This window comes from Curtobacterium sp. PhB136, from assembly GCF_004346855.1.
Taxonomy (GTDB): Bacteria; Actinomycetota; Actinomycetes; order Actinomycetales; family Microbacteriaceae; genus Curtobacterium.
Genome location: NZ_SMGH01000004.1, coordinates 667,577 through 680,834 on the forward strand (window position 1 = coordinate 667,577; position 13,258 = coordinate 680,834).

At 72.7% G+C, this 13,258-nt stretch carries 14 protein-coding genes; 8 read left to right on the forward strand and 6 right to left on the reverse strand.

The features are described 5' to 3' along the window. Positions 1 to 6: 6 nt before the first annotated feature. The 3 genes from EDF27_RS03170 (at position 7) to EDF27_RS03180 (ending at position 1,691) form a co-directional block, all read left to right on the forward strand. Positions 7 to 567, forward strand: a complete 561-nt coding sequence (locus tag EDF27_RS03170) for a dihydrofolate reductase family protein (RefSeq protein WP_123701078.1) — start codon at positions 7 to 9, stop codon at positions 565 to 567. 252 nt (positions 568 to 819) lie between these two features. After that, complete coding sequence (locus EDF27_RS03175) at positions 820 to 1,017, forward strand: hypothetical protein (protein WP_123655146.1); 198 nt, start codon at positions 820 to 822, stop codon at positions 1,015 to 1,017. Between the two features lie 32 nt (positions 1,018 to 1,049). Then, a complete protein-coding gene (locus EDF27_RS03180) occupies positions 1,050 to 1,691 on the forward strand; it encodes a hypothetical protein (protein WP_132047301.1) in 642 nt (213 codons plus the stop codon). On the opposite strand, the gene EDF27_RS03185 is transcribed toward EDF27_RS03180, so the two are convergent. Next, positions 1,684 to 2,409 carry a tyrosine-protein phosphatase gene (locus EDF27_RS03185; RefSeq protein WP_132047303.1) on the reverse strand — a complete coding sequence of 242 codons (726 nt, stop codon included), beginning with the start codon at positions 2,407 to 2,409 and terminating at the stop codon, positions 1,684 to 1,686. The genes EDF27_RS03180 and EDF27_RS03185 overlap by 8 nt on opposite strands. A gap of 7 nt (positions 2,410 to 2,416) precedes the next feature. Then, positions 2,417 to 5,974, reverse strand: coding sequence for a bifunctional proline dehydrogenase/L-glutamate gamma-semialdehyde dehydrogenase (locus EDF27_RS03190; RefSeq protein WP_123655144.1), 3,558 nt, complete (start codon positions 5,972 to 5,974; stop codon positions 2,417 to 2,419). Between the two features lie 115 nt (positions 5,975 to 6,089). Between EDF27_RS03190 and EDF27_RS03195 the strand changes: the two genes are divergently transcribed. After that, the gene (locus tag EDF27_RS03195; protein WP_165931347.1) at positions 6,090 to 6,557 is read left to right on the forward strand and encodes a MarR family winged helix-turn-helix transcriptional regulator; all 468 of its coding nucleotides are present in this window, start codon (positions 6,090 to 6,092) and stop codon (positions 6,555 to 6,557) included. A gap of 179 nt (positions 6,558 to 6,736) precedes the next feature. Here the strand turns inward: EDF27_RS03195 and EDF27_RS03200 are convergent, their stop codons facing one another. From EDF27_RS03200 to EDF27_RS03210, 3 genes are read right to left on the reverse strand one after another with little or no spacing between them, the layout of a single operon-like run. Next, a complete protein-coding gene (locus tag EDF27_RS03200) occupies positions 6,737 to 7,471 on the reverse strand; it encodes a zf-HC2 domain-containing protein (protein ID WP_123655140.1) in 735 nt (244 codons plus the stop codon). Then, positions 7,468 to 7,983, reverse strand: coding sequence for a sigma-70 family RNA polymerase sigma factor (locus EDF27_RS03205; RefSeq protein ID WP_123655139.1), 516 nt, complete (start codon positions 7,981 to 7,983; stop codon positions 7,468 to 7,470). Before EDF27_RS03205 ends, EDF27_RS03200 begins: the two co-directional genes overlap by 4 nt. Then, on the reverse strand, positions 7,980 to 8,663 hold the full coding sequence (locus EDF27_RS03210; RefSeq protein WP_123655138.1) for a YceI family protein: 684 nt from the start codon (positions 8,661 to 8,663) through the stop codon (positions 7,980 to 7,982). Before EDF27_RS03210 ends, EDF27_RS03205 begins: the two co-directional genes overlap by 4 nt. Positions 8,664 to 8,803: 140 nt before the next feature. Between EDF27_RS03210 and EDF27_RS03215 the strand changes: the two genes are divergently transcribed. Further along, positions 8,804 to 9,385, forward strand: coding sequence for a hypothetical protein (locus EDF27_RS03215; protein ID WP_132047305.1), 582 nt, complete (start codon positions 8,804 to 8,806; stop codon positions 9,383 to 9,385). 5 nt (positions 9,386 to 9,390) lie between these two features. On the opposite strand, the gene EDF27_RS03220 is transcribed toward EDF27_RS03215, so the two are convergent. Further along, positions 9,391 to 10,341, reverse strand: a complete 951-nt coding sequence (locus tag EDF27_RS03220; RefSeq protein ID WP_123701073.1) for a DNA-3-methyladenine glycosylase 2 family protein — start codon at positions 10,339 to 10,341, stop codon at positions 9,391 to 9,393. Between the two features lie 74 nt (positions 10,342 to 10,415). Here EDF27_RS03220 and EDF27_RS03225 point away from each other — a divergent pair, with 74 nt between their 5' ends. From EDF27_RS03225 to EDF27_RS03235, 3 genes are all read left to right on the forward strand, one after another. After that, positions 10,416 to 11,444 carry a 6-phosphofructokinase gene (locus EDF27_RS03225; RefSeq protein WP_123655135.1) on the forward strand — a complete coding sequence of 343 codons (1,029 nt, stop codon included), beginning with the start codon at positions 10,416 to 10,418 and terminating at the stop codon, positions 11,442 to 11,444. A gap of 70 nt (positions 11,445 to 11,514) precedes the next feature. After that, the gene (locus EDF27_RS03230; protein ID WP_132047307.1) at positions 11,515 to 12,492 is read left to right on the forward strand and encodes an acryloyl-CoA reductase; all 978 of its coding nucleotides are present in this window, start codon (positions 11,515 to 11,517) and stop codon (positions 12,490 to 12,492) included. Between the two features lie 88 nt (positions 12,493 to 12,580). Beyond that, positions 12,581 to 13,249 carry a GntR family transcriptional regulator gene (locus tag EDF27_RS03235; RefSeq protein WP_123655133.1) on the forward strand — a complete coding sequence of 223 codons (669 nt, stop codon included), beginning with the start codon at positions 12,581 to 12,583 and terminating at the stop codon, positions 13,247 to 13,249. Positions 13,250 to 13,258: the final 9 nt, after the last annotated feature.

Genomic DNA, 13,258 nt, shown 5'->3' on the forward strand with positions numbered 1-13,258 from the left:
CCGGGCATGACCACGACCTACTCCGTCGCGTCCTCGTTGGACGGCTTCGTCGCTGCGCCCGGTGACGACCTCGACTGGCTGCTGCAGTTCGGGTTCGAACCGTTCCAGGAGCACCACGACCACTTCTTCGCCGGGGTCGGGGCGATCGTGATGGGGTCGAGCACCTTCGCGTGGTTGACCACGCACGAGGGCACCTGGCCCTACCCGGACCTGCCGACGTGGGTGTTCACCTCGCGAGCCCTCACCGCTCCGGTCGGTGCGGACGTCCGGTTCGTGTCCGGCCCGGTCACCGACCACCAGGCCGTGATCGAGCGTTCCGCCGGGGCGCGCGGGGTCTGGGTGATGGGCGGCGGGCTGCTCGCGGCGCAGTACCAGGAAGCCGGTCTCCTCGACGAGCTCCGCGTCACGGTGATGCCGCTCGCGCTCGGAACGGGGGCACCGCTCCTCCCCGTCGCTGCGCCGACGTCGGTGTTCGAGCTCGTCGGGACGACCCCGTTCCGCGGCGGCGCCGTGGAGCTGCACTACCGGGCGGGCGACGCGGTCGACGCGATCGACCGGAACGCCTGAGCGCCGGATCGAGAGCACGTCAGCGCGTGTGGATCGGGCCACCGCGCTCCGGCCCGAGCGCAGGGGACGCTCGAGGGCCGGAGCGTCGATGCCCTGTGCGAGCCTGCGGTGGTCAGGGGTTCCACCGATCGGGTGTGGCTCGTTGTCATGGAGCCTAGCGGGTCCGCACAAAGGGGGACAGACAGTTCTTTCCCCCCATTTCGGGGTACGACGTGCGCGGCTCCCCCGGGACGGCCGCGTAGCGTCCGGAACATGAGCGACAACGAGCAGACCGAGCCCGTCATGGACGGCGCCACCGACGCGACGAACCACGACAAGCTGTCCGGCCTCATCGAGCAGGTGAACCACGACCACGGCGACGAGGGCGCAGCGTCGATGGCGGACCACCTCCGCGACCGCATGGACGAGACGGGCGTGGAGCCCGAGGACGAGGGCGACGCCGAGGACTGACCTCCCGCCCACCCGGATGGCAGGCTGAGGGCATGGGCGACTGGCGGCACGAGACCCTCGCGCAGCTGCGGACCGCGCTGCCGACCGGCGCCGTGGAGCCGTACGGGTCGGTCGCGGGCGCTGACGCCCTCGACCCGTGGAGCGACCTCGACGTGCGGGTCGTCACGCACGAACCGCTCGACGTCGAGCGGTTGCTCGGAGCGCCGCTCTGGGCATGGCAGGGATCCAGCACCGAGTCCGGGCAGCAGCTCCGACTCGTCACGCGGGACGGGCGCCGGGTGGACCTGACGGTCGACGGACCGTCGGTGCTCCTCCCCGAACCGCCTTCCGATGTCGACGTCCGGTTCGACGCGGCGCTCGCCGCGACCCGGCTCGGCCGCGGGAACCTGCTCATCGGCCTCCACCTGGTCCTGGGCATCGGACGGGAGGCCCTGGTCCAGTCGATGGTGCGGGCGGACCTGGCAGCGGGGACCGTCCACCACCGCCTGCCGACGCCGTACGACGCTCGTGCCGCGGACGTTGCCGCGCTCACCGCGGGCGCGCTCGACCCGACCGTGGCGCTCCGCGCGTACGAGCTGTACGGCCGGTGGCGTGCGGAGGTCGATCCCGGCTACCGGCCCGACCCGGCCGGCCTGGTCGCGGTGCTGCGCCGTGCCGCCGACCGGGTCAGGTGAGCGGCGTCCGGAACGTGCGCAGGGCCTCCAGTTCGGCCGGGGTGAGCCCGGACCGCGCGACGAAACCGTCGACGTCGAATCCCGCGACGACGGCGCGGAACGCGTCGGCGACGGTCGTGCCGTGCTCGGCGCAGAGCTCCTCGATGCGTGCTTCCTGCCCCTCGACGCCGATCGCCGCGTACATCGCATCGGACACGGCGACCGTGCGGAGGTAGTCGGCGACGACCTCGTCCGGGTCGACGTCAGCGATCGACAGCAGCACCAGCGCGACGATCCCGGTGCGATCCCGTCCGCCGGCGCAGTGGAACAGCACACCGCCGGGCTCGGCACCGGCGAGGGTACGGAGCACCTCGACCGTCCGCTCCGGCTTCCGCGCGAGGTGGTCGCGGTAGTACAGGGGCGTGCCCACGAGCCCGTTGTCCCAGAAGTCCACCCAGAACGCCTGGTCGTCGAGGTCGTCGTGGTCCACGGGGACCGTCGTCACCCAGGCCGGCCGGGTGCCGGTGTCCCGCGCCCGCTCCGACGGGGTGCGCAGGTCGACCACCGTGCGGATGCCCGCCGTGCGGAGCGCGTCCCAGCCGTCGTCGGTCAGGCGGTCGACGGACTCCGAACGGAAGAAGCGGCCCCGCGGTGTGGTCCCACCGTCACGGGTCCTGAGCCCGCCGAGGTCGCGGGCGTTCAGGAGCCCGTCGGCGACGAGGGTGCGGTCGTCGTGCATCGGCGGCTCAGACGCGCAGGTCCGTGAAGTCGGCGTCGAGGTCCCCGAACCGGTGGGCCGTGATCGACACCGACTGCTCGCGGATGAACGGCAGCATCTCGATGAGGCCGCCTTCGACCACGGGCGCGGCGAACACCGCGACGTCGACGCTGGCACCGAGCGCTTCCTCGAGCGCGAGGTGGTCACCGCCGATCAGCCGGATGCGGGCACCGGGACCGCCGAAGGCCGTGTGCTTCGGACGCTCCTGGCCCTGGGAGAGCACGACCTCGATCGCGTCCTGCGGTTCGTCGGACGGGTTCGACCAGTCGTCCTGGAACACCGCACCCGACGCGGCGCGACGGTGGAACTCCTCGTCGGACTCCACGACGTGGTCGACGACGTCGAGCGGGGAACGGCTCGACGCGAAGAGCTGGGTGAGGGGCCCGGGCAACGGACGTGCCGTGCTCAGCAGGACGTGCGCCCGTGCCGCGGTCGCGGCGACGAGCGAGCGCACGAGGTCACCGCTCGGTGCTCCCTCGGCCTGGCGCACGATGACCGACTGCGGACGGTAGCGCAGCACGTTCCGCTGCACGACGAGCGCGGACGGGTCGTGCGAGACGCCGTACTGGGTCTCGCGGGCCTGCACGTCGCTCGTGGCGCCGGCGCGGACCTGGTCGAACTCCTCGAACGTGAGTCCGCTGCGTGCCGCTTCGATCACGGCGGTGACCCGCGGGGACAGCCCGTGCAGCTGGATGCTCTTGTGCACCTTGCGCGGTGTCGGCTCCCAGCGGCCGAGGGTCGCGACGTACATCGGGCCGCCGGCCTTCGTGCCGGTGCCCACCGAGGAGCGCTTCCACCCGCCGAACGGCTGCCGCCCGACGATCGCCCCGGTGATGCCGCGGTTGACGTAGAGGTTGCCGGCCTGGACCTGGTGGAGCCAGTCGGCGACCTCGTCCACGTCGAGGGAGTGGATGCCGGCGGTCAGGCCGAAGTCGGTGCCGTTCTGGATCGCGATGGCGTCGTCGAGGGTCTCCGCGTGCATGATGCCGAGCACCGGACCGAAGTACTCGGTCTGGTGGAAGTCGCTGCCCGGACGGACGCCGTCGCGGATGCCCGGCGACCAGAGCCGTCCGGAGTCGTCGAGCGGGACGGGCTGCACGAGCCAGGACTCCCCCGGCCCGAGCTCGGTGAGGCCCTTGCGGAGCTTGCCCGTGGGCTCGGCGATGAGCGGACCCATCTGCGCCGTGGGGTCGTCCGGCCACGCCACGCGCAGGGTGCGGGTCGCATCGACGAGTTGCCGGCGGAAGCGCTCGCTCTCCGCCACGGAACCGACGAGGACCACGAGCGACGCGGCGGAGCACTTCTGCCCGGCGTGCCCGAACGCGGACTGCACGATGTCCTGCACGGCGAGGTCGATGTCGGCCGACGGCGTCACGACGATGGCGTTCTTGCCGCTGGTCTCGGCGGTCAACGGCAGTCCGGCACGCCACCACGTGAACGACCGGGCCGTCTCCGCCGCTCCGGTGAGGATGATCCGGTCGACGGCGGGGTGCGCGATGAGCTGGCGGCCGAGCACGTCTTCTTCGAGGTCGATGAGCTGCAGCAGCGAGTGCGGGACCCCGGCGTCCCAGAGGATGTCCGCCAGCACGGCACCGCAGCGCTTGGCTTCCGGTGCCGGCTTCAACAGCACGCCACTGCCGGCGGCGAGCGCGGCCAGCACCCCGCCAGCCGGGATCGCGACCGGGAAGTTCCACGGCGGCACGACCACGGTCAGGCGCGGCGGGACGTAGGTGGCACCGGTGATGTCCGCGAGGTGCCTGGCCCGGTCCGCGTAGTAGTGGGCAGAGTCGATCGCCTCGCTCACCTCGGCGTCGGCTTCCGTGATGGTCTTGCCCGTCTCGGCGGCCATCACCTCGACGAGGTCGGCGCGTCGGGTCTCGAGCTCGTGGCCGATCAGTTCGAGGAGCTCGGCGCGGTCGACCGGGTCCTGGCGGCCCCAGTTCACGCCGGCCTGGGCGGTGCTGCGGACGATCCGTTCGAGCTTGGTGCGGTCGAGGACCCGCGCACCGCGGATCGTCTGCGCGCCGAGCTGCGAGCGGGGAACCCGGCGGAGGACATCGGCGGCCCACTCGCGGTTCGCGGGGATCGCGGGGTCGGTGTCCGGCGCGTTCCGGAAGGCGTCGCGCGGGATCGGGTCACCAGGGGACAGTCGGCGGTCCTGCGTGCGGTTCGTCGGGCGCACCGGGTCGCCGAGTGCCGCGACGGATGCGAGCCACCGTTGGTGTTCGCGCTCGAAGGCGGACTCGTCGTGGTCGATGTCGAACGCGGCCGACATGAAGTTCTCCGGGCTGGCGTTCTCCTGCAGGCGGCGGGCCAGGTAGGCGATCGCGGAGTCGAACTCGTCCGGCTGCACGACGGGTGTGTAGAGCAGGATCTGCCCGACGTCGGCGCGCACGGCGTCGGCGTGGGTCGCGGCCATCCCGAGGAGCATCTCGACGTCGACGGCGTCGGTGACCCCGCGGCGCTGGGCGAGCACCCACGCGGTCGCGAGGTCGAAGAGGTTGTGCCCCGCGACCCCGATCCGCACGGCGTCGGTGCGCTCCGGCGTCAGCGCGGCGTCGAGCATCCGGAGGTAGGCGGTGTCGGTCTCGCGCTTGCTGCCCCACGTGGCGAGCGGCCAGTCGTGGACGATCGACTCGACGCGCTCCATGGCGAGGTTCGCGCCCTTCACGAGTCGCACCTTCACCGGCGCACCGCCCCGGGCCCGGCGTGCGGTGGCCCACGACGTCAGGGACTCGAGCGCCCCTGCGGCGTCGGGCAGGTACGCCTGCAGCACGATGCCGGCGTGCAGGCCGAGGAACTCGTCACGGCCCAGCAGCTCCTGGAACACCGCGAGCGTGACGTCGAGGTCGCGGTACTCCTCCATGTCGAGGTTGATGAACTTCGGTGTCGGGCTCGACGCTGCGAGTCGGTAGAGCGGGACGAGCCGGTCGACGACGCGCTCGACGGTCTGGTCGAAGGCCCACATCGACATCTGCGGCACGACGGCGCTGACCTTGATCGAGACGTAGTCGACGTCGTCCCGGGCGAGGAGGTCCATGGTGCCCTTGAGTCGGCGGTCGCTCTCCCCGCTGCCGAGCACCGCTTCGCCGAGCAGGTTCACGTTGAGCCGTGTGCCGTCGCCGCCGACCTTCGCGAGCGCCGGACCGAGCTTCGACGGGCTGGCGTCGATCACCAGGTGTCCGGTCATCCGGCGGAGGATCCGGCGTGCGGTGGGGATGACGGCCCACGGCGCCATCGTGGCGAACCCGCCGCCGAAGGACACCGCTCCCCGGAGGTACCAGGCCAGGGCGTCGGGGACGTCCTGGCTGACCTTCTCGAGGTTGCGCGCCGCGACCCTGGGGTCTTCGGGCCGGATGACCCGGTCCACGAACCCGAGCGTGAAGTCGAGGCCCTGCTCGTCGCGGAGGACCCCGGCGAGCCGGGCCGCGCCGGCGTCGGGCTTGACGTCCGCGGACGCCGCCAGCCACCGCCGCACGAGGGCGACGGCGTCGTCGGTGCAGTCCTGGATGCGGGCGCTCGGCATGGTCCGATCGTATGCCGCGCCACCGACCTGACCTCGGAGCACGCCGGGCGCCGCCCAAGAGTCAGCAATGTGTCAGCACCCGGCCGAGTGTGTCCCCGATGGATACGCTGGTGGGATGTCGAAGCAGGGTGGGGCAGGCCATGACTGGGCCACGTGGGACGCGTACCACGACGTCTGGCGGCGCCTCGACCGGGCGCTCGACCACGCCGTGCAGCAGGGCGCCGGCATCTCGATCCCGGAGTTCGAGATCCTGATCGGGCTGCACCGCGAGCCCGACCACCGGCTGCGGGTCCGTGACGTCGCGGCGGGCATCGGCTGGGAGAAGTCCCGTGTCAGCCACCAGGTCACGCGCATGGTCTCGCGCGGGCTCGTCGAACGGGCGGACTGCCCGACCGACGGCCGTGGGAGCTGGGTGGTGATGACCCCGGACGGTCGCCGTGCGGTGCTCGCCGGCATCCGCGCGCACACCGCTGCGCTCGAGCACCTGTTCTGGGAACCGGTGGCCGACGACGCGGGCACGCTCCGCTCGGTCAGCGCCCGGCTGCAGGCCGCGATCGGCCCGGGCGAGCCCGTCCACGACTGACCTCCCGTCCGGTGTGGTCGCGCGTTTGCACCCATGGCGTACGCGATGGGAAGCGGGAACGCGCGTCGGGGGTCGAAAGGAACGACTGACTACGCGCGATTCCACTGCCTCCGCGTGAAACTGCCTCCGCGTGGAACAGTGCACCAGCGGTAGCCGGCGGCGCCGGCCGCCCGGCGCCGTCAGAGCGCGACCGACGCCAGCGCGCGCGGGTCGTCGTGCAGGCGCACCTCGACCGACGCGATCGAGTGCAGCGGCACGTCCGTCGCCGCCGCCAGCCCCGCAGCCTCGCGCCCCGAAGCCGTCCAGGACGCCACGGTCTCGTCGGTGCCGTCCTTCCGCACCACGACCAGGTCGTACATCACCGCGCTGTCGCTCCCCCAGTCGCGGCCGCCGTACGTGCAGCCCCAGTCGAACCGGGTCCCCCACGCCTTCCCGGTGACGTCGAGGTCCACGCGGAGCCCGGTCGCTGAACCCGAGGTCATCGCGTAGCGCTCCGACGCACCTCCGGCAGGAGCCGGAGACGCACCGCCGGCGAGCGCCGACGCCGTCGGTGCCGCGGGCTCGACCCGTGCACCACCGACCGCGACCCCGCCGAGGACCGCGGCGACGACGGCGAGCCCCGCGGTGACCGCGACCAGCGCCCGTCGACGCCGCCGACGGCCCTGGACACGGTGCGCGACCGAGGCGAGCGTGCGTTCGGGAGCCGGGTCGGGCCTCCCGTCCGGGTCCGCGATCGCGACCGCGTCCTCGGCCGGCAGCCGGCCGAGGAGTCCGGGCACGCCCGCGAGCTCCGCGACGGCGGCGCGGCACGCGGCGCACGTCTCGAGGTGCCGCTCGTACTCCAGTCGCTCGTCGTTCGGCAGCGACCCGAGCACGTACGCGGCGTCCCAGTCCCGGTAGCGGTCGTCGGTCATCGGGTCACCCCTCGTTCCTGCAGTGCGAGTCGGAGTGCGCGGAGTCCGTAGTGCAGACGGGACTTCGCGGTGCCCTCGGGGATGCCGTGGCGTCGGGCGATCTCCGGGACGGTGTGGCCGAGCCAGTAGGCGTCGACGACGACCCGGCGGTGTTCCGGCGACAGCGCGGCGAGTGCGTCGGCCACGAGGATGCCGTCGAGGACGGCGTCGGTGCGGTCCGGCTGCGGTTCGTCGACGGGGTCGTCGGACCCGAACTCGCGGCGGTGCCGTGCCGATCGGGCATCGTCCACGACCAGGTTCCTGGCGACCGTGAAGAGCCACGCGCGAGCGCCGTCCGAGTCGCGCTCGAGCACGGCCGGGCGCTGCCACGCGCGCACCAGGGTCTCCTGCACGACGTCCTCGGCGAGCGCACGGTCCGGGGTGAGGTGCCGCACGTACCGGAAGAGTGCGTCCCCGTGTTCGGCGTGCAGGGCCGCGAGCAGTTCGTCCGCCGGTCGCGCTGCCACGGTCACCGTTCCAGCTCGAGCGAGAACTCGACGGCGCCGTGTCCGTCGACCGTGACGAAGCCGAGGTCGGGTGCCGTGACGCCGTAGTCCGCGAAGGTGACCGGGACCGACCCGGCGACCTCGACGTGCCCGGAACCGTCCACGCCGAGCTGGGCGTCCGCGGACACCGCCTTCGTGACGCCGTGCATGGTCAGGTCGCCGCGGAGGGTGACGTCGCGGTCCGTCCCGGCGAGCGCCGCGCGCACGTCGACCGGGTCCGTCACGCGGAACGTCGCGGTCGGGAAGCGGTCGGTCTGCAGCGCCTCGGACCGGAAGTACTCGTCGCGGGCCGACTCGGGCGTCGAGATCGATGCCACCCGCACCGTCACGGTCGCCCCGGTGAGCGATCCGCCGGCGACGGTGGCACGCGCTTCGACGTCCTTCGTCCGACCGGTCACGGTCACATCCTGGCCCCGGAGCACCTCGTGCACCCGGTACCCGGCGAAGGAGTCGGCGGACGACGTCCAGTCGCCGTCCGCCTGGGCGGGGTCCAGGGTGGCCCCGCCGGTCGGGGCGAGGGTCGGTGCTGCGTCGGCCGCGCCGTTCACCACGTTCGCGTAGAGGACGGGGCCGCCGATGACACCGGCGGCACCGAGGACGACGACGCCCGAGGCGATGCCGATGAGGACCTTCGTTCGTCTCCGCATACCCGGTCAACGAGACAGACCGGCGGATCGTTCGATCCGGAGCGAGATCGAACGATCCGGCCCGTCCCGCCGTGTCACCGATGAGTGGATCCGTCCATGCCGGGAGGCCCGGCGCGGCTCCGCAGGACAGGGGTCACCCCATGCGCACCACACGTTCCACCCGTGCCGGCCTGCTGGCAGTCGGCGTCGCGTTCGCCGCGCTGGCGCTCGCAGGGTGCTCCGCCGGGTCCTCGGCGTCGTCCGGAGACGCCGGCCCGACGTCGGCGTCCACTGCGCCGTCATCGTCGTCATCGTCGTCGTCCCCGTCCTCGTCAGCCGGCGGGGCGTACGGCACGGACGACAAGGGCGGCGACACCGGCGGTCACGGGGCCGACGACGGCATCGCCACGGCCGCCACCTCGCTCGGGACGATCGTCGTCGACGGGAAGGGCATGACCGCGTACTTCTACGACCAGGACGTCAAGGGCTCGGGCAAGAGCACCTGCACGGGCGGGTGCGCAGCGGCCTGGCCGCCGATCGAGTCCGACTCGGCGAAGCCCGCCGTCACCGGCGTCACGGGCGCGGTCGGCACGATCACCGGCGCGGACGGGAAGCTGCAGGTCACGGTCGACGGCCGCCCGCTCTACACGTACGCCGAGGACACGAAGCCGGGCGACGTCACCGGGCAGGGCGTCGGCGGGGTCTGGTACGTGGTGAACCCCGACGGCTCCGAGCAGCGGTAGCCGCGTCAGTGGCGGCGGTGGTCCTGGATCGTCATGCGGGGACCGAACGCGGGCTTCCGGAAGCCGCTGCCGCCGATCAGCCGGACGACCCGGTGCCGGTGCCCGCGGAAGGGCTCGAGGAGCTCGAGCATGCCGTCGTCGTCCACCGGGCCGCCGGTCAGCGCCCACCCGACGAGCGCCGGCACGTGGAAGTCCCCGACGCTCGGCGAGTCCGGGTCGCCGTGGGACCGCTGCGTCGTCTCGGCGGCGGTCCACACCCCGATGCCGGGGATCGACTGCAGCCGGGCGGCGACGACGGTTCCACCGCGACCGAGTGCGAGGGTCCGCTCGAGCGCCGGCGCGACCTTCACGGCCCGCATCACCGTGGCGGAGCGCCCCGGTTCGATGCCGGCCCGGTGCCACTCCCAGCTCGGGATCCGCGCCCACTCGTCGGCGGACGGCGGCACGATCATGCCGACCGGCGCCGGGCCGGGGGCCGGTGTCCCGAAGCGACGGAGGAGGTACCGCCACGCGCCCCACGCCTGCCGTGAGGTGACCTTCTGCTCCATGATCGCCGGCACGAGCATCGCGACGACGGTGTTCGTCCGGCACAGCCGGAGCCCGGGCTGCCGGTGCCGGGCGTCCGCCAGGAACGCGTGTGCAGAGACGTCGAGGTCGGACCAGTCGTCGCCGCGGCCGACCAGGTCCGGTCCGTGCTCGATCGCCCACGCTGCGCCGTCACCCCACGCGGAGATCGCGATCGTGTCCCCGGCGGGCCGGACCACGACCGACGCCGGCCCCTGGGGCGTCCGGAGCGCGAGCCACACGTCGGACCCGACCACCCGGAAGGCCGGGTCGCCGGAGCCGCGCTGCAGGGGCCGCAGCGTCGCGGCCACGTGCACCGGGCCTCCAGGGCGGTAGACCGTGTCGAGACGTGCGCCACCGGTCGGCGGCGACTCGAGACGGACCTGGTGCATGAGAGGGATGGTAAGCGACACCACCGTCGGCCAAGATGGGACCCGACCCACCACCCGACAACGGAAGTCATCCCATGCGCATCGGCATCCTCACCTCCGGCGGCGACTGCCCCGGACTCAACGCGGTCATCCGGGCTGCGGTCCTCAAGGGCATCGCGATCCACGGGTACGAGTTCGTCGGGTTCCGTGACGGCTGGCGCGGCGTCGTCGAGGGCGACATCGTGCCCCTGGGTCGCAAGGACATCCAGGGCATCGCGAAGCAGGGCGGCACGATCCTCGGCACGAGCCGCACCAACCCGTTCGAGGGCGAGAAGGGCGGCGTGGAGAACATCCAGCGCGTCCTCGAGCGACACGGCATCGACGCGATCATCGCGATCGGCGGTGAGGGGACCCTCGCGGCGGCGAAGCGGCTGACCGATGCCGGACTGAAGATCGTCGGCGTCCCGAAGACCGTGGACAACGACCTCGGCGCCACCGACTACACGTTCGGATTCGACACCGCCGTCGAGATCGCGACCGAGGCGATGGACCGCCTCCGGACCACCGGTGAGTCGCACTCCCGCTGCATGGTCGCGGAGGTGATGGGCCGGCACGTCGGCTGGATCGCCCTGCAGTCCGGCATGGCCGCCGGCGCGCACGCGATCCTCATCCCGGAGCAGAAGACGAGCATGGAGCAGATCGCCGCGTGGGTGCAGTCCGCCTACGACCGCGGACGCGCACCCCTGGTCGTCGTGGCCGAGGGCTTCGTCCCCGACCACGAGGACAACGCGCACTCGGAGCGCGGACTCGACGCGTTCGGCCGCCCGCGGCTCGGCGGGATCGGCGAGCGCCTCGCTCCGCTCATCGAGGAGATGACGGGCATCGAGACGCGGGCGACCACGCTGGGACACATCCAGCGCGGTGGCACGCCGACGGCGTACGACCGCGTGCTCTCGACGCGGCTGGGCCTGGCCGCGATCGACTCCGTGGTCGAGGAACGGTGGGGCCGGATGGTCGCGCTCCGCGGGACCGAGATCGTGCACGTGTCGTTCGCGGACGCGCTCGGTGAGCTGAAGACGGTGCCGCAGTCGCGCTTCGACGAGGCCGCGATCCTGTTCGGCTGAGCGCGCTGGTCGCCGTCACCGGGCCGGTCGCGTCTGACCCGGTCCGGAGGCTCGGGGTAGCGTCCGGCACATGACCCGCGCCGTCCTCGTGTCCAGCACCACCGCCCCCGCCCTCTCCGACGTCGACGTCCCGGATCCCGGTGAGGGCGAGGCGCTGGTCGACGTCGCGTACTCGAGCCTGAACTACAAGGACGGCCTCGCGCTCGCCTGTGAACCCGGTGTCGCGCGGGTCGACCCGCTGGTCCCCGGCATCGACGTCGTCGGCACCGTCGCGGCGCTCGGACCGGGCGTGCACGACGTCGCGATCGGCGACCGGGTCGTCCTGAACGGCGCCGGTGCCGGCGAGACGCGGCACGGCGGGTGGGCGACCCAGGCGGTCGTGCCGTCGGCGTCCCTGGTCGTGTTGCCCGAGTCGGTGCACGAGGACTTCGCCGCGGCGATCGGGACCGCGGGGTTCACCGCCGCGCTGAGTGTCCTCGCGCTCGCCCGGTTCGTGGCTCCCGGGGACGGCACGGTCCTGGTGACCGGGTCCTCCGGCGGGGTGGGGTCCGTCGCGATCCCGCTGCTCGCCGGACGCGGGTACCGGGTGACCGCGTCCACCGGTCGTCCGGCGAACGGCGAGGCGCTCCGGGCACTCGGCGCGTCCGACGTCGTGGACCGGGCGACCCTGGCGGAGCGGGGCAAGCCGATGCAGAAGGCGACCCTGGCCGGCGCGGTCGACAGTGTCGGCGGGGCGACCCTGGCGAACCTGCTCGCCTCGACGCGCTGGGGCGGCGCGGTCACCGCGTGCGGTCTCGCGCAGGACGTGCAGCTGCACACGACCGTGCTGCCGTTCATCCTCCGCGGGGTGTCACTGCTCGGCATCAACTCCGTGGACGCTCCGGCGGCGCTGCGCCGGGAGGCGTGGGAGGTGCTCGCCGCCGAGCTCGACCCGGCCCTGCTCGCGCCGATCACCCGGACCGTCGGTCTCGAGGAGGCGGTCACCCTCGGGCCTGAGATCGTCGCGGGGCGGGTGCACGGCCGGACGATCGTCGACACCTCGCGCTGACGTTCCACAATACTGTTGTTTCACAAGCGCTTGCATATTGACACGCTAGGTTTGGAGTACCAAACGCACGACTCGTGAGGAGCCCCGGATGCCGGTACCCAAGTCCACCGTCGAGAACTCGCCGCGGAAGCTCCTGCGCGACGTGGTCTACGACAAGATGCTCGCAGCACTCCGCGACGGCACGCTCCAGCACGGCGAGCGCCTCAACGACGACGAGCTCGTGCAGTGGCTCGGTGTCAGTCGCACCCCGATCCGTGAGGCGATCGCGAAGCTCGTCGACATCGGTCTCGTCGAGATGGAGGCGAACCGGTACACCCGCGTCGCGACCCCGACGATCGACGACTGGGTCACCGCCACCCGCGCGATGACCGGGTTCTTCGAGCTCAGCCTGCGCTGGGGCGTCCCCGAGTACAGCGATGCCGACGCCCAGCAGCTCGAGAAGCTCCTCGACCGTGCCGACGGCCTCCGCAAGGTCCGCGACTACGGGTTCAGCGGCGCGCTCACCGACATCATCGAGTTCGCCATCGCGCACTCCGGCAACCCGCTCGTGCAGGTCGCCGCGACCGGTGCCCTGGAACGCGTCCGGTTCACGCTGAACCCGACCCCGCCGTTCGAGCAGTACGAGTCCGAGGCGTTCTTCTCGATCCTCCGCGAGGCGCTCTCCGACCGCGACGGCGAGACGGCGGCCGAGGCCGGCCGTGCCCTGACCCGCAACTTCGAGCAGCACATCGAGACGGTCCGCGCCGCGCGCGGCTGACGATGGCCG

Bases quoted from the DNA above. Each gene is read 5' to 3' on its own strand.
- EDF27_RS03230 (WP_132047307.1), top strand. From the start codon at position 11,515: ATGACCCGCGCCGTCCTCGTGTCCAGCACCACCGCCCCCGCCCTCTCC.
- EDF27_RS03200 (WP_123655140.1), bottom strand. From the start codon at position 7,471: ATGACCGACGACCGCTACCGGGACTGGGACGCCGCGTACGTGCTCGGG.
- EDF27_RS03215 (WP_132047305.1), top strand. From the start codon at position 8,804: ATGCGCACCACACGTTCCACCCGTGCCGGCCTGCTGGCAGTCGGCGTC.
- EDF27_RS03220 (WP_123701073.1), bottom strand. From the start codon at position 10,341: ATGCACCAGGTCCGTCTCGAGTCGCCGCCGACCGGTGGCGCACGTCTC.
- EDF27_RS03175 (WP_123655146.1), top strand. From the start codon at position 820: ATGAGCGACAACGAGCAGACCGAGCCCGTCATGGACGGCGCCACCGAC.
- EDF27_RS03225 (WP_123655135.1), top strand. From the start codon at position 10,416: ATGCGCATCGGCATCCTCACCTCCGGCGGCGACTGCCCCGGACTCAAC.
- EDF27_RS03170 (WP_123701078.1), top strand. From the start codon at position 7: ATGACCACGACCTACTCCGTCGCGTCCTCGTTGGACGGCTTCGTCGCT.
- EDF27_RS03210 (WP_123655138.1), bottom strand. From the start codon at position 8,663: ATGCGGAGACGAACGAAGGTCCTCATCGGCATCGCCTCGGGCGTCGTC.
- EDF27_RS03180 (WP_132047301.1), top strand. From the start codon at position 1,050: ATGGGCGACTGGCGGCACGAGACCCTCGCGCAGCTGCGGACCGCGCTG.
- EDF27_RS03235 (WP_123655133.1), top strand. From the start codon at position 12,581: ATGCCGGTACCCAAGTCCACCGTCGAGAACTCGCCGCGGAAGCTCCTG.
- EDF27_RS03195 (WP_165931347.1), top strand. From the start codon at position 6,090: ATGTCGAAGCAGGGTGGGGCAGGCCATGACTGGGCCACGTGGGACGCG.
- EDF27_RS03190 (WP_123655144.1), bottom strand. From the start codon at position 5,974: ATGCCGAGCGCCCGCATCCAGGACTGCACCGACGACGCCGTCGCCCTC.
- EDF27_RS03185 (WP_132047303.1), bottom strand. From the start codon at position 2,409: ATGCACGACGACCGCACCCTCGTCGCCGACGGGCTCCTGAACGCCCGC.